The sequence below is a fragment of the Enterococcus raffinosus genome (genome assembly GCF_019175485.1).
Classification (GTDB): Bacteria; Bacillota; Bacilli; order Lactobacillales; family Enterococcaceae; genus Enterococcus_A; species Enterococcus_A raffinosus.
This window is the reverse complement of record NZ_CP072888.1, coordinates 973,672-994,910: the sequence shown is the minus strand read 5'-3', so window position 1 is coordinate 994,910 and position 21,239 is coordinate 973,672. Positions and strand designations below refer to the sequence as shown.

The window sequence follows — 21,239 nt, the reverse complement described above, 5'->3', positions numbered from 1 at the left end:
GGAGGTCGGTATTTTTATGGCTAAATATAGTTTTGAATTCAAATTGAAAGTAGTTCAAGAATACTTAGATGGGAAAGGTGGTTATAGCTATTTAGCAAAGATACATTCGGTTAAGGATAGGAAACAAATACTAGATTGGGTGAATTCCTACCGGGAATTTGGCGAAGAAGGTCTTCTCAGAAAACGTAAAAATGCGAATTATTCTGTTCAATTTAAGTTGGATGCGATAGAGTTATATCAAACTAGTGAGCTGTCTTATCGTGAAATTGCCAATGTACTTGAAATGAATAATCCGTCTCTCATTGCCAGTTGGATGAGAAAATTTCGGGATGATGGTATTGATGGACTCACAAAAAAGAAAGGACGTCCATCTACCTTGACTGAGAAAAAAGAACAGAAAAAGAAGCGTTCAATTGAGTCAACACCGGAAGAACGAGACCGTATTAAAGAATTAGAAAAACAAGTGCGTTCCCTTCAGATTGAGAATGCCTTTTTAAAAGAGCTGAGGAAGCTGCGAAAACAGGAAGCCCAACAAAGACGAACGAATCAATCGCACGAATCATCAACAGCCTCCGAGGATCATTCAAATTAGTTGAGCTTCTTGAGACGTTAAACTTTCCTAAAGCGACGTTTATGTACTGGCAAAAACGATTTGACAGAGACAATCCCGATCAAGGAATCGAAGCCGAAATGCTTCGTATTCGTAAAGAACATAAAAATTATGGCTGTTTACGAATGACGAATGAACTAAAAAATCGCGGATTTCATGTCAATAAAAAGAAAGTTCAACGTTTGATTCGAAAGCTAGGGATCGAAGTCCGTTCCTACACACGTAAATCACGTCGCTATAATTCTTATCGAGGAAAGATTGGAAAAGTGGCGAAAAACCGGATTCGTCGTCATTTTTATACGAGTATTTGTCATCAAAAAATTACGACAGATACAACAGAATTCAAGTATTTTGAAATAGATACCAAAGGCGTGATCCGACAAAGAAAGTTATACCTAGACCCGTTCATGGACATGTATAATAGCGAGATTCTTTCGTACCGCATTTCAGAAAAGCCGAATGCCTTGGCAATTATGGAAGGTTTAGAAGAAGCCATCGCGATCACGGCTGATTGCCCCTATCGTCGCACCTTCCATTCGGATCAAGGGTGGGCTTATCAAATGAAGTCCTATCGGCAAAAACTAAAGAAACAGAAAATCTTTCAAAGTATGTCTCGCAAAGGAAATTGTTTAGATAATTCAATCATGGAGAACTTCTTCAGTCTTCTAAAACAAGAAATCTTTCATGGGGAAACCTATCACAGTTTTGATGAACTAAAAACGGCGATCGATGACTATATCTATTACTACAACAATCACCGGATGAAACAGAAATTGAATTGGAGAAGCCCTGTTCAATTTCGAAAAGCTGCACAGAAAGCGGCATAATTGTCATGTTAACAAACAAAAAATGGAGTAGATTTCTCTACTCCGAAATAAGTCTAACTTTTTGGGGTCACTTCACTTTGCGAATTTCCCTATTACTTTTCTTAATTTCATTCATAGAACCTCCTTAATATTTGTATTTCTAAAAATATTTTGCACAATAATCCTTTTAGAATTTTCAAAAGATATTTATACAAAATTATCTATCTTTTACTTCCCTCCAATTGATTATTATTTGAATAAAAGCAATACGCCTTAATTCCGTTAATTAGAAACTTCTTTACTCGCTCCACTTATAGCCGTATCCACGAACGGACGAGATACTAAAAAGCGACAGCTTCGATCTCAAGCGCTTGATATGTCCGTCAATTACCCGCAGATCGATATTTTCAATATCATTACTCCAAAGCTGTTCCGCAATCTCTTCACGACTTAGTGCTGTTCCTTTATTTTTCAAGAAAAGAACCAGCAGATCGTATTCCTTTTTCGTCAACGACACCACTTGATTTTCTTTTTCGACAATACGGCTTTGTGTATCAATGGAAATTCGTTCAATGGCAGAGGTAAGACCGTAGATATTCTCTTCTTTTGCATTTGGCTCTTTTTTTAGAAGATGCTGGACGTACTTGATCATGACGGTCAGGCTCTTATCCTTGCTTAAGTAATGGTCCACGTTAATCGTTATGGCCTCCAGCTCAACTTCTTCCTCTGGAAAGGCGGTCAAAATGATACAGTGAACACTCGGGTTGATCTCTTTGAGAATGGCTAATAACTTTACCCCGTCCATTTCATCCATACAAAAATCAGAAATAATCAAGTCGTATTTCTTTTTCGTAAACTCAGCAACCGCTCTGATGGGTGTTTCCATGAACGTGACCTCATAGCCGACTTCCTCTAACGCCTCGACTAATTTTGCGGCGTACCGTACATCATCTTCTACTAACATAATTCGCTTACCCAATTTATATACCTCCAGTTGAATGCATGATTTAAACAAAGCTTGTCAGCGACTATTAATTTCCGTCTTTATATAACATACTTTTAAACCATTTAACCTTAAATTAATTTTTATGTTCTGAAAATTACCTGTTTCCTTAATTATAATCTTAGCAAAACTTAAATACTTTTTCAAAACTTTATTAAATATTTTTATTATATTTACGGTTAAAATTGTGTGATTTGTGTGTTTTTTGTGTATTTAAAGAAACATATAGCCTTTCTAACTAATTATTACTTAAAATTCATTTTTAAATTCAATTATTTTAGAGTAAAAACAACGAATCATATAATTGTTTTTCCGGAAATTACAAACGTTATTTACTCATAATTAAAAAAACAGAAAGTGATAATCAAAAATTAACTTATAATTTCTAATAAGTTCCTTTGCAAAAAAATAAGCTGCGAAGCCTCTCGTCTAAAACGCGAAACTTCACAGCTTATTTGAATGTTTCTTATTGATTCGTTTTGAACCATCTATTGAAAAAATAAATGAAGGGGAGAGCAATAACCGCTGAGTAAAGAACGATCGCAGGCACAATATGATTCTCGTAATCTCCTACCTTCAAGCTTCTTGAATAATAGACCTGAACCACTTGTTCTCTCGGCTGATTCAATTGATCCGTTAGCTCTTTACTGTCGACCTTGGCAGTAGCTGCTTTTTTTGAGCTCAATTGCTTTTTGATACCAGATTTTTCAATGAGATAGTTATCCAACGCCTCTTCTTTCGCCAATACTTCAGCTTTTTCTTGAATAAGGGTTATTGCATGGAGCTCTACATCAATTGCTGAAGCTTCACCGCCAAAAGAAAAAAGTGCCGGAAGAAGCAGCCATAACAGTTGACGCTTAATCTTCTTTTTTCGTGCGATTTTATCTAGCTGCTCTGTTTGAATATAAACAAAGATAATCAATGCGATCACTAAAATGACTGGACTCACTGTTAAAAAGAAAATGATGTAGGTAAGCATCGTTCGATGTTCGATACTCCAAGGTCTTTCCTTCACATCTCCTTTGATGTTCTTATACTTTTGCAGCTTTACTTGTGAGTACTTCTTATTTCCATGGATTTCATCTCCGCTTTTATACGCTCGAACGGATTTTTTAACGTTCTTCTCAAAATTGTAAAAGGTGATTTGACTCTCTACATTATCCAGCGTCTCTATTTTGAACTCATCTATGGCTAGTGTTTTCCCATCCTCCAAGGACCAAAAACGGACCTCTGCCATTTCTGCAAGCTTTTCCTTGTCCAATCCCCGTAAATTGACCTTTTTTTCATATTCAAAATCTCGTCCATCGATGCCGACCTGCTTTTTTTCATCCGTCTGTCCATTTTCAGAAGTGAGAGTCACCTTCAAAGGGACTTCCACTTGTTTCTTTTGCTTCGTGTATGTCAAAATCGGAAAATAAGTACCTGAACAAAGCGCCGTTTCACCCTCCTCTTCAGCAAAAGCGTTCACAGGAACTAATGCTAAAAGCAACAACATATACCAAACCCATTTCCTAATCTTCATGCTGCTGCTCCTCGTTGGGGATGATTAACCGAGTCACCACATAATTTTCTTCAATCTGATAATCACAGGACCCATGTAAAAACTTTGCAAGATCCTTAATTAAGTAAATACCATTTCCGCTGCTGTAAGAATAATCCTGTGTCTCTTTTGGAATGAAGAAAGGAGATTTATTACTTTCTAAAATATTTTGCAGATGATGAGTCTGGGCCACATTTTTAAAGGTGATATGAGCCTCACTGTCCCTTAATTCAAGCGTAATTTCTAACTCTGAATTTTCTAACGCATAATGAACCATGTTTGAGCTGATATTGTGCAGCAACAGGCGCATAGCAACTTTATTTTGATAGATCATTGCTTTTTCAGGGCCATCAAAGAAGAAGCTTAGTTTCTTATGCTTCAATTCATTCATTTGATAGAATTGCGAAGTTCTCACCATATCGACTAGGTCAAACTGTTCGATGCCAGCATCAAATTGATACATATTCTCTCGCAATAGATGTAGGATTTCATTAATTTCAAGTAGCAGTTCATTATAGACTTCGATTTCTTTTCCTAAAAACTGCCTCTTTTCTTCTTGCTCTGTACGCATCAACTTCATTTCACTTTCAAGCAGCTGATTATGCAAAGGCCCCTTTAAATCATGAACCATTGCCTTTGAAAGATTGATCGTATTCTCCAAGTGTTCCCGCTCTAAAGCTAACTCAATTTCAAGATTTGTATTCTTTCCGTAAACCATATTCAAGGTTTGCTTCTGCTTCAAGAAGAAATTATTCAGTCGTTCATTCAACTGATCGTCTGCAGTAGCAAAAAACTTCTCATCAAGCTCATTGCGTTCCGCCCGATCAAGGGAAGTAGAGATTTGATATAAGGGGGTCAGAAGTTTCCTTTGCAGCCAGATAATAATGAGCACCAACGCCACATATACCGCGAGGATCAGTATATTGAATTTGAAGATGAAGTTTTGGACCACATTTACAAAGGGAACCTGATAAATCACGTACCAAAGAGAACCTTTTTGCTCCCCAATTTTTGTTTGTTCAAAAGATTCCAAGAACTTCGCATTATCATTGACCACCCCTTTAATTTGGGCATCATTTGCCAAATCAATGGTGGAATACAATCGATTCCCCGCTTCATCACGCAAAACAACCTCAATCGCCGTATCCTCAACTAATTTATCCAATTCATTTTTCCAGGTATCTTTTTTCAAAGCCGCATGGATATCTTCTTGGATCTCTTCTATATAGACATTTTCTTCATGGCGATAAAAATTTCGAAAAACATAAACACTTTGCACGATGACACAAGCAAAAATGAGATAAATGATAACGGATACCACCAAGAGTCGTTTGTTGAATAGATTATTTCGTTTCATTCAAACTCTCCATTTTTCATTATATTTTTATTGTAATACATTAAATATATTATGAAAAATAAATTTTGGATAGTGATTCTTTGTCATTTGATAAAAAGTATTCGCATTATGCTGAAATTAAAACCTGTAACTAACTTTATTTAGATAACTTTTTTCAGTCTAATTGTTAAGGATCATAATTCGTTCATTTTTTAAAGTTAAACGTCAAAAAAAGCACTCAACAAAAAAATGAGTGCTCTTTCGAGGGATTTGCCCGTTATGTTTTTTGATTTAGAAGCTTAATTTAACGGACATACCATGATATATTCTTCTTCATTTTCATCAACAATCTCAAAACCAACAGCAGTATACATTTTCAAAGCATAATTGTCCTTCTGAACAGCCAAAGAAGTTTTCGCATATCCTTTTTCTTTCAATTTTTGAAGCATCGCTCGCATCATCGCTGTACCGATACCCTTCCCACGATAGTCCGAATAGAGTGAGATTGAGAATTCAGGGGTTTGATCATCGATCGACCCAAATCCTTGAATGTTTCGAACCCAAACTGCCCCAACAATTTTATGATCGACTTCTGCGCATAAGCAGAAATCATCCTCATACTTACCAAAATCACGAATGTAAATATTGATACTCGGTTTAGTTAGCTCACTTCTTGGAATCGGGTTTTTCTCATCCCTTTGAAAAATCGCTTGGTATAAAAATTCTTCCAACACAGGATATTCTGATTCTTTTAACTCTCGAATTAAATAGTCCATACTACCTCCTGCTATTTATTCTTTTAACTACGTGCCTATACGATTTGTTAATCTTCTCTATTCAACTTTTTTTGAAGTGCTTAATAATTATTATACCTTAAATAACTCGCAGCTAACTCCTACTAACGAAATGATTTTTCCCAAGACCAGAAAAACCACCCTATTTTCGCTTCGCATATCATTTTTCTAACCTGCTTAAGCAGGAAGAAAAACTGACAGCTATTTCATTAGTAAAGAATTCATTTTTCAAAAAACGAAAAATGAGGTTGTTTTCGTACGCATACGATCCAACTAAATAGCTCGTAACTTTTATTCTACATAATACCCTTCATCGATTCCAAACGTAGCCAACTGCAAAAAGTTGGACTCGCAGCTAACTCCTACTAACGAAATGATTTTTCCAAAGATCAGAAAAATCACTCTATTTTCGCTTCGCATATCATTTTTCTAACCTGCTAAAGCAGGAAGAAAAACTGACAGCTACTTCATTAGTAAAGAATTCATTTTTCAAAAAACGAAAAATGAGGTTATTTTCGTACGCATACGATCCAACTAAATAGCTCGCAACTTTTATTCTACATAATACCCTTCATCGATTCCAAACGTAGCCAACTGCAAAAAGTTGGACTCGCAAAAACAAGCCAGCAGCAATCAAATGTCTTTGATTGTTGCTGGCTCTAAGAATATAACCGCACAGATCAACCTTTTGGGAAACCAAATTCCCGACCGTCCTGCTTACTGGTGGCTGATTGATTAAACAGTAATTGCAAAAACTCATTTATATAAAAAGTGATTCTGTAGCGGACTTCCTCAAGTAACAAAGGCTTCGTGAAGCCGGGCATGGATAATATTACTTAGACAGGTATAATCCTGTAAAAGCTACTATCATCCATATAGATTAATAAGCGCGTGCGATCCAAACAGTGTGTTTCGCAGGCTTTCCACTAACGATGTCGACTGTTTTTTCAACAGGTGGATTAAATGGAATATTTCTAGTAGTGAAGCCAGTTTCTTCTTTGATCTTAGCTTCTGTTTCTTCAGTACCATCCCAACCGATTAAGACAAATCCTGGAACTTCGCCAGCTTCCTTAGATTTTTCGATATGTGTCTTCAAATCAGCTAATGTATCAATATCAGTATGTTCATTCGCTTCATAGCGTTTTTGTGCGCTTTCGAATAAACGTTTTTGCATAACATCCAGTTGCTCAGTAATATAGTCTTCAATACCATCTAGTGATACAGATTCTTTGTCATCTAGATCACGCATTTTAATTACTGCTTGATTATTTTCTAGATCACGCGGTCCGAATTCCACTCGTAATGGCGCCCCTTTTAGTTCCCACTCATTAAACTTATAGCCTGGCGTATTATCAGTGGTATCAATCCGTACACGGATATCTTTTTCCGCTAGAGATGCTTTCAATTCTGTCAAACGATCTAGAATTGCTGGGTTCTTTTGCCAAGGGCCAACTGGAATCAAGATAACTTGTGTTGGTGCAACTTTTGGTGGCAACACTAACCCCTGTTCATCCCCATGAACCATGATTAATGATCCAAGCAAACGAGTAGAAATTCCCCATGAAGTCGTATAAACAAAATCATGTTCGTTGTTGCGGTTTAAGAATTTGATATCAAAAGCTTCCGCAAAGTTTTGACCTAGGTAATGAGACGTTCCTGCTTGGACGGCTTTCCCGTCACGCATCATTGCCTCTACAGAATACGTATCCACGGCACCGGCAAAGCGTTCTGACGGTGTTTTTTGTCCACGATAAACTGGGATCGCTAAAGTATCCTCGATCAATGTCGCGTAGGCTTCTAATGCGCTCATTGTACGTTCGCGTGCATCTGTTTCAGACTCATGGGCCGTATGTCCTTCTTGCCATAGGAATTCAGATGTACGTAAAAACGGCATTGTCTTTTTCTCCCAACGGAAAACATTTGCCCATTGGTTGATTTCGTAAGGAAGGTCACGGTAAGAGTTGATCCACTTAGAGAAGGCATCTCCAATCAATGTTTCAGATGTTGGTCGTAACGCATAAGGCTCTTCTAATTCTTCGTCACCAACTTTTGTCAGCCAAGGCAATTCTGGCGCAAACCCTTCAACGTGCTCTTCTTCTTTTTCTAGGAAATGCTTAGGGATCAGCATTGGGAAGTAAACGTTACGGATATCTTGAGATTTCAACCATTTATTGAAGTCCTCTTGAATATGTTCCCATAGTTCCCAACCATCGGCTTTAAAGATAATACAGCCACGAACGGGTGAATAATCCATCAAGTCAGCTTTTTGAATTGTTTGTAAATACCATTTTGAAAAATCTTCTTTTTGTAAGTTTGTCATTCATGCATCCTCCTAGAAAATAAAAATAAAAAAACCGCTCCATCCCTACATATTGTAAGGACGAAACGGATAATTTCGCGGTACCACCTTGCTTGGTCAAACCTTGTTGACCCAACTTTCAGCTCTAATAACGCTAGAGACGCGTGCTGCTTTCACAGCAATCAACTTTGGTAGGTTCATAAATCCCAGAGGGCGTGTTGATCTTTCAGACGGTGAATCAACTCTCTGCTGCCGATAAAATTTATTACTATTCCAAATGCTTAACACCATATTAAAGACTTCTCATCAAAAATGCAAGCCCAAATGTCAAATTTTTTTTTAATCTTCTGGAACATAACGTTCTTCTAGGCGACTCATCCACCATCCTAAAGCAGCACCTAATAGACATAGAACCGCGCAACCAAGGAAACCAAGGAAGCCAATGCCACTATAATCGGTCGGCACAATCATGACCGTCGATGCAAAAACAATTCCTAAAATAAAATGATACATTGGCGCATAAAAATGACTAAATACCCAATCCATGACTTTCGATAAGCTTAACACTGTGACTAAACCGCCAATTCCAATAGGGATAATTACCCCCATGTCCACAGTCTTAAAGCCATCGGCCATTGCTTTATACATCCCCATATAGACCAGAAAGTTTGAAGGACTCAAGCCAGGAACGATCAGACCCAACCCGATCAACGCACCTGCAATCATCCACGTGAAAAAGTTTTGATCCACTGTTCCGAAAAGGCTTGAGCCTTTCCACAGGAACAAAAAGCCTACGACGAAACTAACCGCAATAATGACATAGTCTTTGGTATCTCGGCCTTTCTTTCCAGCTTCTTTCCATAATGCGGGAACCGTTCCGATAATACAACCAACAAAAAACCACAGCATAATTGTCTCAAATTCGCCTAGTAAGAAGCTGACTGCAAAAGATAAGACAAATACTCCCGCTAATCCACCTAATCCTACTGGAATAAAAAATAAGACATTCTCTTTAAAGTTTTTCGTGATGTGAGCCAAAAATGAAATAATTCGTTCATAAATCCCAAATACAGCCGCTAAAGCACCACCGCTGACTCCCGGTAAAATAAATCCAGAGCCGATGAACATTCCTTTGATGAAGCGTAAAAACCAGTCGCTCTTATTCGGCTGTGTCACTTTCTCGTTTTCCATAAAAAAATAAATCCTCCTAATTCGTCTCTAAAAATCCTCTTTCAAAAGGCGAAAAAGAACCCTGCTTTTATTGCCCTATGATCCAACTTAAGCAAGTCGCTTTTATCGCATCTTAGCCAGTGTACCGATAAAAAGATGCCGGTGCAAGACCCCACAAGAAGCTTCTCGCAAAAACTTATAAAAAGTTTGAGATTTTATCAAGCTGAGAGAATCAAACTTGAATCCCTTGCATAAGAAGCACTATGTTTTTATAGATGGTAAGTAAAAGTGGATAAATCAGCTGAAAAACGTGCTTTTAAAAAGAGAGACAATACGGGCAAGTTCATCACGGCCGGATCAACAAAAAACACACCCATTGTTACCAATCGGTCGACATGAATTTGAAAAGAAAAAAATTCAAGGCCCCCGAAAAAGGCGGGGCCTTGAATCTTTAAATTTTGCTATAGACAGATTCAAGATACGCTTGTCGTTCTTCCTCTGTTAAATTTTTGACAGAACCCAAATGATACCAAGAAATATTCCGCATCCCAATATCTTCTAAAGTAGTGGTCAACTGATGCTTGTAACTGCGTGTACAACGCTTTTCCAGCCCTTCTGTTGGTTGATCAGAGGTCGTGAAAACAACCACCGAATCAATTGACAATAACGGCTGAATCCCGTTGCCGCCATCGAAAAAAGCGAATTCATTTAATAATACTTTGTCAAGAAAGCCCTTTAAACTTGCCGGTGAGCTATACCACCAGATCGGAAAGATCAGTACCAACTGTGACGTCTCCCGCAGCAAATTCATGTAGTGAAGGACCAAAGGATCTAAGACCGACCCACTTTGATACACAGCCAATTCTCCTTCCTTCATAACTGGATCAAAGCCGTCTTTGTTTAGATCAATGACCTGAAAAATCTTTTGATCTTGTTCCAACCCTGTGATCAAATGATTCAGAATCCCATGATTAAAGCTGCCCTTCCACGGATGATCGATAATCAATGTTGTAGTCATTTTACCCTCCTCATTACCCTTTTTATCAAAATAGCACAAATTCATTTCATTTAGATGTCAATTTGATTTCAAACCCGCTAAGAACATGCTAAAGTTAAGTTATATTCAAAGAAGGAGCTGTCCCATGAATTATATTCCGAACATATTAACAATTTTTCGTATTTTGGCTTCATTCTTCATACTGATTGCTCCTGATTCTTTTTTCTTTCCCCTTTATTTTTTTGCGGGAATAACTGATATCTTAGACGGCTGGATTGCACGAAAAATGAACTGGACCAGCCGCTTTGGAACGCTTTTAGACAGTATTGCTGACTTGATCTTTTTTCTAGTTGTTGTCTTTAAAGTCGTTTTTACGATCCAGTTACCGTCTTTTTTACTGTGGGGAGCTGGTGTCATTGTCCTCATTCGCTGTCTGACATACGTCATTGGTTTCTTCCGTTTTCACCAATTCGCCAGTTTGCATACCTATCTAAATAAATTGACGGGCCTGCTGCTTTTTTTATCTCCCATTCTATTAATTCTCCTTCCCATCACACCCTTTGGATTGATTCTCTTGACCTGCGGCAGCCTGTCCTCGATTGAAGAACTTTTTATTGTTGCGACTACCAAAAAATTAGACAAAAATGTGCCAACTTTTTTTCAAAAAAAATAAACTGTCTCATTGCACCCTATTTTTATACTAGGTAAACTAGTAATAGGAATTGCGCGCGTAATGACGACATGATTATAAGATAGTAGGAGGTGGCCCTCATGGCTAATGAGGATCAAAAGGATTTCAATGCAATGATGAATGAGGATAAAGGAATGCCGAAAATGCAGATCATTACCGATGAAGCAACGATCAAACGGTATGGTGGGACAAAAATGTACTTCGCACCCCCTTTAGATTATGATGCGCTTATGAAGAGAATCCCTTATGGTAAGATCATCACCACTGGTGCGATCAGAGACTATTTGGCAAAACAAAATGGTGGAGATTTTACTGAACCAATTACTGCCGGAGCCTTTATCTCAATTGCTGCATGGGCTAGCGAGCAGCGAGAGACCGACTTGACCCCTTATTGGCGCACACTTAAAAATAAGGGAGAAATCAATCCGAAATTTCCTGGCGGTGTAGAGGCACAGATAGAAAAGCTTGAGGCTGAAGGACATTCAGTCGTTCGTCGAGGAAGGAAAAACTTTCGCTATTATGTAGAAAATTACGAAGAAGTAATGTATGAGCTATAACCGTTTTCTTTACGAGAACGGTTTTTTATTGTATTTTTTTGCTCACTTTTTTTCTGTATTTTTTCTGATCCTAGCGGGGATAAGCTTTTTCACAAACATCCTTGAAGTGCATATTTTTATTATATATTTTCCTTCTAGATTTCGATAAAATGGTTGGTAGGATAGGATTCTTATAAGCTTTATGATCCCTTTTGAACAGGAGGAAAACGATGGAGATTAGTGAGTCGACATTACCGAAATATCTGCTTCAACGGACCTCTCTTTTTAATCAAACCAGTCCCCTCATCGTGACCGCTCTTTGCAACGAAAAAGACAAATACGTTGATGGTTATTTGAATTATCTTTACACCCTTAAACAAGGAAAGCAAACCTACATTGTCAAGCATTCAAAAGAGACCATCTCTAGTGGCATCTCTTTGGCGCCAATCGATCCGAAACGAAATTACTTGGAATACATGACGTATCAGCTGCGTGCCGGCTTAGCGCCTCAAATGGTTCCTGAAACCTATTATGCCGATCCAACTGAGCACCTCTTCATTATGGAAGACCTCTCTTATCTGAGTGTATTGCGTTTTGCTCTTTGTCGAGGCGATCAGTTTCCACGATTAGGCAAACAGGTGGGAGAATATCTAGCACGGACGCATTTAGCCACCTCGAAAATGAAACTGTCCTCGGACTATTGGTACGCGCTAAAAAATTACTTTCAAAATACCGATATGCGACTGATTATTACGGATTTCATTTTGAAGCCGCCGCCTAGAACTGAGACAAAGAAAACGCCCGATCAAGAAGCACTACTGGCAATTCTAGATACTATTTTGGCGGATAAAACCATACGAAGTGACTGGCAGACATTGATTGAACGTATCACTAGTCAAGATGACTGTCTGATCCATGGGGATTTCCATTCGTCTAATGTTTTTGTTTCCCAGAATTCCTTTAAAGTGATTGATATGGAATATACCATGACCGGCCCTTTTTCCTATGACATCGGCTATTTCTTAGCGAATATCCTTTCACAGTATACGGCTTTCAGCGTACGGGGTGACACGTCTATGTGTACCTATCTGCTGCAGGTCATCAAGGATGCTTACAAAACTTATTTTGATTATTTTTCAAGTCATGCAGAAGGTTATCAACAAGCACGAATCATAGAAATCTTTCAAGATTCTTTAGGTTATTTAGCGATAGCGAATATCAACCGTATCGCAAACTTAGGTGAATTTCCAGATTTTGACTGCTTAGCCAAACCCAAAGAAATCTTTCTAGCAAAAGGTCTGTCGATGATGTTAGCACAAACGCTCCTGGCTCACCGTCAACACTTAAGATCTACTGAAGTTGTTTGCGACTTGATTCAATCAACACAAAAAGACTTTTTACAAAAATTAATTCCAAAAAATGAAAACGCTCTTATTTTAACTTGAAGAAATGAGGTACGAGTATGCTATTGGAACAAATTACGAATGCGGGTATTGTCGGCTGCGGCGGGGCTGGTTTTCCTACTGCTGCGAAATACAATACAAAAGCGGAGTATTTTATTATCAACGCGGCGGAATGCGAGCCGCTTCTAAAGACCGATCATTATGTCATGAATCATTATGCGGAAGAATGTATTCAAGCTATTACAGCGGTAGGAAAATTATTAGAGGCAGAGCATCTCGTGATCGCCACAAAGGGGCATTACACAAAAGAAATCAATGCCTTAGAAAAGGCCATTCAGAAATACAATGCACCAATTTCTATCTTCAAAATGAACAATTTCTATCCTGCTGGTGACGAACAGATTATGGTTTTTGAAGTCACTGGTCGAACCGTACCTCCGGGAGGCATTCCAATTGAAGTCGGCTGTGTCATCTCCAATATTTCCACTATGCTGAATGTTTTTCATGCCCAGCAAGGAAAAAACGTCACACATAAGTTATTGACGATCACAGGTGCAGTCAATGAACCAAAAATCCTAGAGGTTCCAATTGGCACCTCTTTTGAAGATTGTTTGGCTTTGGCAGGCGGTGCGACGATCGACGACTTCCTATTTATCAACGGCGGACCGATGATGGGGAAAACCGGTACAAAGGAGGATTTTTCCCATCAAGTAGTAACGAAGACAACTTCTGGCATCATTATTATGGAGAAACGAGACTTTATCTACGAATTGCTAGAAAAAGAAATCCCTCAGATGATCAATAAAGCCCGTTCCTCCTGTATTCAATGCCGGTTATGTACAGAGCTTTGTCCTCGATATCAGATTGGGCACCCCATTCATCCTCATCGGGTAATGCGTCATTTAACCATTACAGAGATTCCTGAGGATATTGATGACGACCCGATCTGGAAGGAAGCGCTCCTTTGCTGCGAATGTGGGATTTGCGAGACAATTGCCTGTCCAATGGAGCTGTTGCCACGGCAAGTCAATAAGTATGTAAAGCAGCGTTTAGCAGAAAAAGGCATTCGGTATCAGAAAACCGAACAGCCCCTTTCCCCTTCTATCATGCGGGAGTTTCAGCAGGTCTCTCCAGTTAAAATTTTATTGAAGGACGGACTGAAGCAATACGTTGATTTAACAGTCGAAGAATTAGCAAAGTATGAAACGAATCGCGTGACTATTCCGCTGAAGATGCATATCGGCGCACCTTGTGAGCCAACTGTTCAGGTGGGCGATCAAGTCAAAGTTGGCGAGATGATCGGCAGAAAACCTGAAAAAGCATTAGGTGCAGCTATTCATGCAAGTATTGATGGTACAGTGACTGCTATAGATACCGGTATTACAATTGAAAGAAGGGACAACTAATGAAATTAATGGATACGATCGGATTTTTAGAACTAAATAGTATCGCCAAAGGAATTGAGGTCGTGGACTACATGCTGAAAGCCGCTGACGCGAAATTAATCATGGCGCGAGCAAGTTGTCCTGGAAAATACTACATCATGATCTGCGGGCAAGTCGCAGCCATTGAGCGCTCTATGGAAGTAGGCGTTGAACTTGGAGGACGCTACGTCGTTGGTGAATTGGTCATCCCACGAATCAACAGTTCCGTGATCCAAGCCATTAACATGGCCAAAGTACCAGAAAACATTCGAGCAGTGGGAGTATTAGAATATTATTCAGCCACCGGCTCAATTATCGCAGCCGATTTCGCAGTTAAGGCTGCCGACGTTGAACTGATTGCGATTCAGTTAGGTACAGGCATCGCCGGCAAATCCTTCGTTGTTTTGACAGGGGACGTCGCAGCCGTGAAAGCCGCGGTTGAAGCTGGTGCAAACGGCGCTCGCGATCAGGCGATGCTTATCAATAAGATCGTCTTATCCAATCCTCATCCAGAATTGATTGACAGTTTGATCCAATAAAAAGATGCCATGGATTTTTTCGAATCCATGGCATTTTTCTGAGCTCATACACTCTATTTAAATCAATTCGAACGTATCTCTGACAATCATCAGCTCCTCGTTCGTTTCCACGACCAATACCTCTACAGAAGAAGTCGCTGAACTGATTTTTTTATTATTCTGCTGATTTAGCTCCTGATCGATCTGAACACCAAAGAAGGTTAGATTCTCGCAGATCATCTCACGAATAACAGAAGAATTCTCACCTATTCCCGCAGTAAAAATCAACACGTCCACACCATCGAGCTCCGCAGTATAAGCACCAATTGTCTGCTTCACACGTCCTGCAAACATATCCAGTGCAAGCTTTGCCAACTCATTCCCCTTCTCAGCTTCACTGATAATATCCCGTGTATCACTGCTGAAGCCCGTTACACCTTTAAATCCTGATTCACCATTCATCAGCTGGTCCATCTCACTGGCTGAAAGATTCTTCTCATTTTGTAAAAATGGAATAATAGACGGATCAATATCGCCACAGCGCGTCCCCATCATTAAGCCAGCTAATGGTGTAAAGCCCATAGACGTGATCACAGATTTGCCTTCTTTGATCCCACAGATACTCGCTCCATTCCCCAAATGACAGGAAATAATTTTTAACGATTCCAAAGGCTTTCCTAAATAGCTAGCTGCCTCTGTTGCTACAAATTGATGGCTCGTCCCGTGGAAACCATAGCGACGCACATTATTCTCTTCATAAAAACGATAGGGCAATGGATAGATATAATTTTTTGGTGCCATCGTCTGATGAAAGGACGTATCAAAAACAGCGACTTGAGGACAATTAGGCAACTCTTTTTTTAGCGCTTCGATTCCCACGACGTTTACCGGATTATGCAAAGGAGCCAACTTGCCTAAATCTTTGATTTTTATCAGGGCATTTTGGTCAACCAGACTCGATGTCTTAAACTCCTCACCGCCATGAGCCACGCGATGTCCCACGGCAGAAAGTTCGTCTAAACTAGTTAAAATCTTTCTCTCTAACAAAAAGCGCAAAAGAAAATTGATGGCTGCTTCATGGGTCCTCCCCTCAACCGTCGTCTTTACTTTTTCCTCTTTCATTGAATAGGAGAAAATCATTTGATCCTCTAAACCTATTCGTTCAAATAATCCCTTTACTAACAGCTCTTCCTCAGGCATCTCAAATAATTGAAATTTTAACGAGGAACTGCCGGCATTGATAGACATAATTTTATTCGCCATCTTTTCCTCCTCTGCTGATAATAAATTCGGTATCTCGTCATAAAATGATAAGATACCGAATTCACAGCAATAATTTTTATCCTAAACCTTTTACTAATAAGGTCGCGATACAAGCACCGATGATTGGACCGACAATCGGAATCCAAGCATAACCCCAATTCGCATCTCCTTTATTTGGAATTGGCATTACTGCATACATCAACCGTGGACCGAAGTCTCGACAAGGGTTAATGGCATAACCGGTGGTCGAACCTAATGACAACCCAATACCAATCAGAACAAATACAAGCATCAGCGGCTGTAATCCAGGAGGAATGTCAGCGGGCATTAATTGAATTGCTAAGACGAAGAAACAAGTTGCAATGATTTCACTAACTAAATTTAATGCTGTGCTTGGAATGGCTGGTCCTGTAGCAAAAATACCAACACTATTGCCTTCTTCCACTGTTGTCTGTTGGAAATGCGGCCAGAAATGAATGGCAGCAATCAAGGCACCTACAAAGGCTCCAGCAACCTGTGCCAAAATAAATGGCGCTACCTGTCCCCATTCAAAAGAACCTGCTACAGCAAATCCAATGGTAACCGCCGGATTCAAGTGACCAGGTGAACCGAAGTATCCGCTACTAAGCACACCTAGCATAACCGCCACACCCCAGCCTACCGCGATGTATAGCCAACTAGCACCAACACCTTTTGCTAAAGTACCTTTCAAATTGACAGAACAACCAACCCCCGACCCAAATAGGATCAGAACAATCGTACCAAAAAATTCACCAAATACTGGACTATTCATTATGAGACCTCCTTATTCTTTTTAATGTATTTATTTTTCTGTTCAGAAAAATAAGTCTGATGTTCATGCCGTATATCATTCCTCTATACTGTTCGATCTTTAGCTAGTTCTAGTTCATTATTTCCTTTTTTTCTCAAGCAAACTGCAAAAAGAGGAACTGACATCCTTATTCTTTTCAATGTATTCATTTTTCTGTTCAGAAAAATAAGTCTGATGTTCATGCCGTTTGTCATTGCTACTTAATGATTTTACGATAGATCTCTTTGATTTCTTCTGCTGAAAACTGAACCGGATTGGTCTTGAATGTCGTGTCATTCAATGCGTTATTCGCAATCGTATCCTCCGCTTGCAAAGCTGTCTCTTCTTGAATCCCAAAGCTGTTCAATTTAATCGGGGCCTTGCATTCGATCGCTAGTTGTTGAACCGCTTGAGAGAGGTTTGAAACAGCCAAATGATCTGGCAAACTTGGCGGACAGATGCTCAATTTACGTGAAATTCTTGCGTAATTTCTTCGAGTTTCTTTATTCTTGCTATTTGCTTCTATTACATAGGGAAGCAGCATAGAATTTGCTAGCCCATGAGGGACTTTAAAATTCGCGCCCACCTGATGGGCAATCGCATGACAGACACCCAGACCTGCCGCATCAAAAGCCAAGCCTGCCAAGGTAGAAGCCTCATGCATTTGAATTCGGGCATCTAGCTCCATTCCTTGGTTCACACAAGTTGGTAAATATTGGAAAACCAACTCTGTCGCCTTTTCTGCCAAAGCATTGGTATAATTTGTTCGATTTACTGAAGCTAACGATTCCATTGCATGAGTTAAAACATCCAGCCCGCTGAACGCTGTCACCGAAGGCGGGCTAGACATGACTAGGCTTGCGTCTAAGATTGCCTCATGTGGAATGATCGCTTCATGAAAAATCGGGTATTTAATTTTGTTTTGTGTATCCGTAATCACAGATGCGCTTGTGACTTCCGATCCGGTACCGCTAGTCGTTGGAATAGCGACAAACCGCTTTACTTTATTGCCTGTTGTTCGCTTATAGAAAAACAGCATCGCCTTAGCCGTATCAATGGCCGAGCCTCCGCCAACTGCGATAACCACGGTCGGTTGGTGTTTTGTCATCTTTTCGATCCCGTCTATTACCGTTTCAATTGGCGGATCGGGGATAATATCAGAATAAATTTCCACCGTATTTGTCCGCTTCACATAACCTAAAATTCTTTTTAAGCTATCGGACTCCGCTAAATAGGGATCACACACGAAGCAGAGGTTTTCTTTTTCAAATTGCTGCAGTCGTTCCAGACTGGCAAAACCAGAATAGATTTCTGGTTTCATGGACCATTTTTTCAAACAAAAACCTCCCCTCTAGCGAATTGAAAACCCATCAGTCAGCACACAACGGCGTTTTCTAGCAAAATCCCGCGCCGAGGTCGTACATTCTCCTGTTGGCGTGGCAATGGTAAAGGTGGCTGGGCCTTCTCCGCCAAAACCTAAGCCGGCGAAAGAGGAGCCGTTCTTAACAAAGATCGACGTTTGAAACTTCTTCGCTGCGATATTCATTCGACCAACATTTTGTGAATGCATGGTCGCGGTATGATGCCGGCGATTCTCAATCTGCAGAGCTGTTGCTAACCCTTCATCAAAATCCTTCACTGTAACAATCGGTAAAATCGGCATCAGCATTTCCTTCACAACAAAAGGATGAATTTTATCTGTCCGTAAAATGATCACCCGTACATCAAAGTCTACGTTGACACCCGCCTCGGCTAAAATATAATTGGCATCTTTACCAATAAATTTCCGACTAGGTGCACCGTTCTCCATAATGGTCATATCCATCATTTTTTGAATAACCGCGTCGTCTTGTACCAAATAGGCCCCTTGCTTTTCCATCTGAAGGATCAAGTAATCCGCTACTTGTTCTACGACAACGACGCTTTTTTCAGCCGTACAAAGAATGTTGTTATCAAACGATGCACCGATTACAATATCCTTCGCAGCTTTTTCGACATTTGCCGTCTCATCCACAAGTGAAGGCGGATTTCCTTCCCCTGCCGCAATAACCTTCTTCCCGCTTTTCAGAGCTTGTCGAACCACACCTGGTCCGCCAGTAATAGCTAACAATGGCACATCCGGATGTATCATCATTTCCTGTGCTGCATCAATTGAAGGCTCGGCAATTGTTACGATCAGATTCTGGATACCACAAGCTTCGTAAACCAATTCATTCATTTTACTTACGACCCAACTCGAAATTTTCTTCGCTCCTGGATGAACACTAAAGTATACAGCGTTCCCAGCTGCCAGCATGCCAATGACGTTACAAATAACCGTTTCAGCCGGATTAGTACTTGGCGTAACCGCTCCCACTACACCATAAGGAGATAGTTCATACAAGGTCATCCCATTGTCACCGGTCAATGCCTCTGTACGTAAATCCTCGACCCCCGGTGTTTTATCTATCGCCAGCTGCAGCTTCTGTAGCTTGTCTTCGTAACGCCCCATACCTGTTTCTTCTAGCGTATCGCGAGCAATTTTTTCAATGTGCGGCTGCATGCCGCAACGTATCGCGGCAATGACTTTTCTTCTTGTTTCTAAAGTTTGATTCTCGTAGCATTCTTGGGCAAACTTTGCCGCATGAATGGCTTCTTCAACGGTCTCAAAAACACCATATTCCTTCGCTGGAGAGGTAGTTGCTTGAGCTTCTTGAAGAATTTTTTTAATGAGTTCCTTTATTTCTTCTTCATGCATAGCCAATCTCCTTCAACTTCTCTAAACCTTTTTGACCAATCGCCATATCTTCCTCTACGGCGCCACCACTGATACCTAAGCCACCAATGACTTTCCCAGAAACATCTTTAATTACAAATCCTCCGCCAAAAGTAACGACTTGTCCATCAGTCAGCGTTTCTAATTGGTAAAGGGCGCCGTCCGGTTGGACTAGCTTCGCTAATTCATGCGTGTGCATTTTCATGGCAACAGCAGAATATGCTTTTTTCTGGGCCATTGATTCACTGACCAGCAGAGCGCCTGGCATTTGATAAAAGCTTACAAGCTTGCCATTTTTTTCAACTAATGCCATCGAAACAGGTAGAGACATTTTTTCAGCCTGTGCTTCACAAGCACGGAATATTTCTTGATACATCGTTAATGGGCTTTTCTGTAGTGGTACACCCGTTTTTTCGAGATAGCGGCGAAGAATCTCATTGATTAACTTTTGTTCGCTCTCCTTTTGATCTTCCATTCGAGCAAAAATATAAAGACAATCCGATAGTCGATTTACAAATTTTCGAAGGTCCTCGCGTATATCTGTTGCTTCAGATAAGTCCGTCAATAAACGTTCACCCCGGCGACAAACTGCACGAGCTACATGTAGCTGAGCGCCTGAATGGGTTTGCCCCGGCAAAATGAACTGATGCAATTCAGGCAATCGTTTAGTGTACTGATCGATCCATTCTTCCATTTGGTGAATGTCTTTTGATCCAATCAATGTGCTTTTCTCTTCCAATTTCGTGAAATCTTTTTGTGTCGCGATTTCCGCATTCAATTGGAAAAGCTTTTGTTGGACCCATTCTAAATGCTGAATCGTTTCTGAATCCCTTGCCAATTTCTGAGCTACACTGACTTGGGCGCAACATTCATCAAATGTTCCGTAGGTATCGACACGCAGATCTGATTTTTTTACTCTTGTTCCATCAAAAAGGCTTGTTGTTCCTTTATCTCCCGTTTTTGTATAAATCGCCATATACTTTCCTCAGCTCCCTAAAAATCAAACGTGTCAATAATTCCAACAATTGCATAATCAACAGCATCTGAAGGAGTCGAAAACAGTTTTCTGGCAGAAGAGCCACTAGTTAATAAAACATAATCTCCAATACCAGCCCCTACTGTATCCGCCGCCACCTGCTGGAAGCGAATATCCTGTTGCTCAGAGTTAATCGGTTGAATGATCATCAATTTTTTTCCAACTAATGAGGCATCCTTTTGAGTTGAAACGACACTTCCAATTACTTTTGCCATCAGCATAGGGTTGAACTCCTTTCTCTAATTAA

The 21,239-nt window shown here is 39.9% G+C and carries 19 protein-coding genes; 6 read left to right on the top strand and 13 right to left on the bottom strand.

The features are described 5' to 3' along the window. Window positions 1–16 precede the first annotated feature (16 nt). Window positions 17–1,437, top strand: a protein-coding gene (locus J9537_RS04935) for an IS3 family transposase (RefSeq protein WP_425333176.1) whose coding sequence is annotated in 2 segments (ribosomal slippage) — window positions 17–494 and window positions 494–1,437 — 1,422 coding nt in all. Because the reading frame shifts where the segments join, the coding sequence is not laid out codon by codon here. Between the two features lie 277 nt (window positions 1,438–1,714). Here the strand turns inward: J9537_RS04935 and J9537_RS04930 are convergent. From J9537_RS04930 to J9537_RS04900, 7 genes are all read right to left on the bottom strand, one after another. Further along, window positions 1,715–2,395 carry a response regulator transcription factor gene (locus J9537_RS04930; RefSeq protein WP_218256938.1) on the bottom strand — a complete coding sequence of 227 codons (681 nt, stop codon included), beginning with the start codon at window positions 2,393–2,395 and terminating at the stop codon, window positions 1,715–1,717. Window positions 2,396–2,885: 490 nt separating this feature from the next. Then, window positions 2,886–3,941 carry a hypothetical protein gene (locus J9537_RS04925; protein WP_218256937.1) on the bottom strand — a complete coding sequence of 352 codons (1,056 nt, stop codon included), beginning with the start codon at window positions 3,939–3,941 and terminating at the stop codon, window positions 2,886–2,888. Further along, on the bottom strand, window positions 3,931–5,316 hold the full coding sequence (locus J9537_RS04920) for a sensor histidine kinase (RefSeq protein WP_218256936.1): 1,386 nt from the start codon (window positions 5,314–5,316) through the stop codon (window positions 3,931–3,933). Before J9537_RS04920 ends, J9537_RS04925 begins: the two co-directional genes overlap by 11 nt. Before the next feature lie 278 nt (window positions 5,317–5,594). Next, window positions 5,595–6,071 (bottom strand): GNAT family N-acetyltransferase, encoded by a 477-nt coding sequence (locus J9537_RS04915; protein WP_218256935.1) that lies wholly within the window; start codon window positions 6,069–6,071, stop codon window positions 5,595–5,597. An 898-nt stretch (window positions 6,072–6,969) separates the two neighbouring features. After that, on the bottom strand, window positions 6,970–8,409 hold the full coding sequence (gene proS / locus J9537_RS04910) for a proline--tRNA ligase (protein ID WP_218256934.1): 1,440 nt from the start codon (window positions 8,407–8,409) through the stop codon (window positions 6,970–6,972). A gap of 318 nt (window positions 8,410–8,727) precedes the next feature. Continuing rightward, window positions 8,728–9,579 (bottom strand): DUF368 domain-containing protein, encoded by an 852-nt coding sequence (locus J9537_RS04905; protein WP_218256933.1) that lies wholly within the window; start codon window positions 9,577–9,579, stop codon window positions 8,728–8,730. Between the two features lie 430 nt (window positions 9,580–10,009). Next, window positions 10,010–10,576 (bottom strand): NAD(P)H-dependent oxidoreductase, encoded by a 567-nt coding sequence (locus tag J9537_RS04900; RefSeq protein ID WP_218256932.1) that lies wholly within the window; start codon window positions 10,574–10,576, stop codon window positions 10,010–10,012. 124 nt (window positions 10,577–10,700) lie between these two features. On the opposite strand from J9537_RS04900, the gene J9537_RS04895 reads away from it, so the two are divergent. The 5 genes from J9537_RS04895 to J9537_RS04875 all read left to right on the top strand — a co-directional run bounded on the left by J9537_RS04895 (window position 10,701) and on the right by J9537_RS04875 (window position 15,148). Beyond that, window positions 10,701–11,228 (top strand): CDP-alcohol phosphatidyltransferase family protein, encoded by a 528-nt coding sequence (locus J9537_RS04895; protein WP_218256931.1) that lies wholly within the window; start codon window positions 10,701–10,703, stop codon window positions 11,226–11,228. A 98-nt stretch (window positions 11,229–11,326) separates the two neighbouring features. Next, window positions 11,327–11,803 (top strand): MGMT family protein, encoded by a 477-nt coding sequence (locus tag J9537_RS04890; RefSeq protein ID WP_218256930.1) that lies wholly within the window; start codon window positions 11,327–11,329, stop codon window positions 11,801–11,803. 209 nt (window positions 11,804–12,012) lie between these two features. Further along, window positions 12,013–13,227, top strand: a complete 1,215-nt coding sequence (locus tag J9537_RS04885) for a phosphotransferase (protein WP_218256929.1) — start codon at window positions 12,013–12,015, stop codon at window positions 13,225–13,227. Between the two features lie 17 nt (window positions 13,228–13,244). Beyond that, entirely contained in the window at window positions 13,245–14,591 is a 1,347-nt protein-coding gene (locus J9537_RS04880) for a 4Fe-4S dicluster domain-containing protein (protein ID WP_218256928.1), read from the top strand. Beyond that, window positions 14,591–15,148 carry a BMC domain-containing protein gene (locus J9537_RS04875; protein WP_218256927.1) on the top strand — a complete coding sequence of 186 codons (558 nt, stop codon included), beginning with the start codon at window positions 14,591–14,593 and terminating at the stop codon, window positions 15,146–15,148. The genes J9537_RS04880 and J9537_RS04875 overlap by 1 nt, the downstream gene beginning before the upstream one ends. A gap of 57 nt (window positions 15,149–15,205) precedes the next feature. Here the strand turns inward: J9537_RS04875 and J9537_RS04870 are convergent, their stop codons facing one another. The 6 genes from J9537_RS04870 to J9537_RS04845 form a co-directional block, all read right to left on the bottom strand. Continuing rightward, window positions 15,206–16,390: an acetate/propionate family kinase gene (locus J9537_RS04870; RefSeq protein ID WP_218256926.1), complete on the bottom strand. Its 1,185-nt coding sequence runs from the start codon at window positions 16,388–16,390 to the stop codon at window positions 15,206–15,208. A 76-nt stretch (window positions 16,391–16,466) separates the two neighbouring features. After that, the gene (locus tag J9537_RS04865; RefSeq protein ID WP_218256925.1) at window positions 16,467–17,183 is read right to left on the bottom strand and encodes an MIP/aquaporin family protein; all 717 of its coding nucleotides are present in this window, start codon (window positions 17,181–17,183) and stop codon (window positions 16,467–16,469) included. A 235-nt stretch (window positions 17,184–17,418) separates the two neighbouring features. Further along, entirely contained in the window at window positions 17,419–18,537 is a 1,119-nt protein-coding gene (locus J9537_RS04860) for a 1-propanol dehydrogenase PduQ (protein ID WP_218256924.1), read from the bottom strand. Window positions 18,538–18,552: 15 nt separating this feature from the next. Next, complete coding sequence (locus J9537_RS04855) at window positions 18,553–19,938, bottom strand: aldehyde dehydrogenase family protein (RefSeq protein ID WP_218256923.1); 1,386 nt, start codon at window positions 19,936–19,938, stop codon at window positions 18,553–18,555. After that, window positions 19,931–20,932 carry a cob(I)yrinic acid a,c-diamide adenosyltransferase gene (locus tag J9537_RS04850; RefSeq protein WP_218256922.1) on the bottom strand — a complete coding sequence of 334 codons (1,002 nt, stop codon included), beginning with the start codon at window positions 20,930–20,932 and terminating at the stop codon, window positions 19,931–19,933. The genes J9537_RS04855 and J9537_RS04850 overlap by 8 nt, the downstream gene beginning before the upstream one ends. A gap of 17 nt (window positions 20,933–20,949) precedes the next feature. After that, a complete protein-coding gene (locus J9537_RS04845) occupies window positions 20,950–21,213 on the bottom strand; it encodes a EutN/CcmL family microcompartment protein (protein WP_010746534.1) in 264 nt (87 codons plus the stop codon). Between the last annotated feature and the right edge of the window lie 26 nt (window positions 21,214–21,239).